The following is a 1,729-nucleotide window of genomic DNA, read 5'->3' as shown; positions in this document are numbered from 1 at the left end:
TATTCATTGCTGCTTCCAAACTTGACGCTGACACCGGCGTTGAACATGTTTTCCCCGCCGCCCATGCTGGTGCCGATGGAGAAGAGGACGTCGTTCGTCGGCCGATAAAAGGCGCCGATAGCGACGGCATTGGCCGATTTGTAATTGCCGTAACCGGCCGCAAAGTCCCACTTCGCCGTCGGATCATAGTCCTGAGGATGGAGGGCCGCCAAGGCTGCCGCACCGGCACCGACGCGATTGATGCGCGTGTCGAGCTTACTGACGCGGCCGTTCAGATTGGTCACGTTACTGGAAAGATTGGTGATGGCATCTGTATTGCTGTCGACCTTGGCATCGACCGTTTTCAATTGGCCTACGTTGACGGCATCCGTATCGGCAATCCCGTCGGCAACATCGGTAATACGCTGATTATTGGCATGAATTCCGGTATCGTCAATATACGTTTTGCCGCCGACAGACAGCTTACCGTTAACCGAAAAGTCGCCATTGGTCGTAACGTCCCCATTAATAATAGCTCGCCCATAAACAAAGGAATCGCCCGACGTGGCATAACCACTGCTGATATAGGAATTTCCGCTTCCCGGATAGCCACTATACCAATAGCTGGCATTGGAAAGCTCGTTTTCCTCTAAGGTATAGAGTACTCCCTGGAACAAGGCCCCATTATAGTCCCCGGTATTCGCATAAGACTCCCAGGCAGATTCAGGAAAATCCGAAAATGAATCATCATTGTCCATCGCTGCAATATTCTGGTCCAACTTAGCTCGCAAATCCTGTACTAACGGTGAGTTTTCCTGAATTTCCTTCAGCGCCTGTTGGGCAAAGGCCAACTGATTTTTGACAGCCCCACTCTGCGTGTCGTCAGCAGCCAAAGCCGGACAGACTGACGAAGCCGTCATGCCGGTCAGTAAAGCCGCCATTACTAATTTTTTCTTCATAATTACCATAGAATCACCTCAACATATAATTTAGGGAATGTCTCCCCTATAAACAACGAAAGGGCATCAGCAAGCCGCTAATGCCCTTTCGAGGTTAACAGTGTATTGCTATCGTTTTGCCCATAATCGGCCCATGATGTCTTGGACCTGAGTCCGGAACACTTGGTTCTAAATAACACGATGGCCTTTCTCGTAAAAATATCTTTACGAATATGTTATTATTTTCACTTTATGTTATAAGTATATATTATTTTCATATAATAGTAAAGCTTATTGTTATTTGTCAGTACGATTAATTTTTTAAGTCACTTTATCCGTATTACAAGCAGTCCTCCAAATCCGTTTACGCGTTTATGGCTATATAGATTGGAATGCCATCTACGAGCGGCGGCCATGAATATAAAACAATTCATGCCATTTTTGTTTTTACGGCTCAATACATTACATCAAAACAAAGGCCTTTAGAACAATGAAAGAGCACCGGCAAATTGCCGGTGCCCTCTCGAAGTGAACTGTCTATTCATTTATCGCTGTGCCGATAATTGGCGCATGATTTCTTGGACTTGAGCCCGTAATTCCTGGTTTTCCTGCTCTTGTTTTTCAACTTTGGTCTGCAGGGCTTCAATCGTCGAATGCTGTGCTTCCAACTGTTTCGACTGTTCCGATACGACGGCGGCTAAAGAAGCTTTAGAGTAGTTTGAATATTCATTGCTGCTTCCAAACTTGACGCTGACACCGGCGTTGAACATGTTTTCCCCGCCGCCCATGCTGGTGCCGATGGAGAAGAGGAC

Annotated in this window: 2 pseudogenes; both read right to left on the bottom strand. The window is 46.8% G+C overall.

Annotation, left to right across the window (positions count from 1 at the left end):
• Positions 1-407 (bottom strand): annotated as a pseudogene (locus tag UCI88_RS11470) (YadA-like family protein); the annotation flags it as partial.
• 1,055 nt (positions 408-1,462) lie between these two features.
• Positions 1,463-1,729 (bottom strand): annotated as a pseudogene (locus UCI88_RS04405) (hypothetical protein); the annotation flags it as partial.

Origin of the sequence: Megasphaera massiliensis, assembly GCF_036305205.1 — a bacterium.
GTDB lineage: Bacteria > Bacillota > Negativicutes > Veillonellales > Megasphaeraceae > Megasphaera > Megasphaera massiliensis.
The sequence above is the reverse complement of the archived record's forward strand: the minus strand, read 5'-3'. Positions and strand labels throughout refer to the sequence as shown.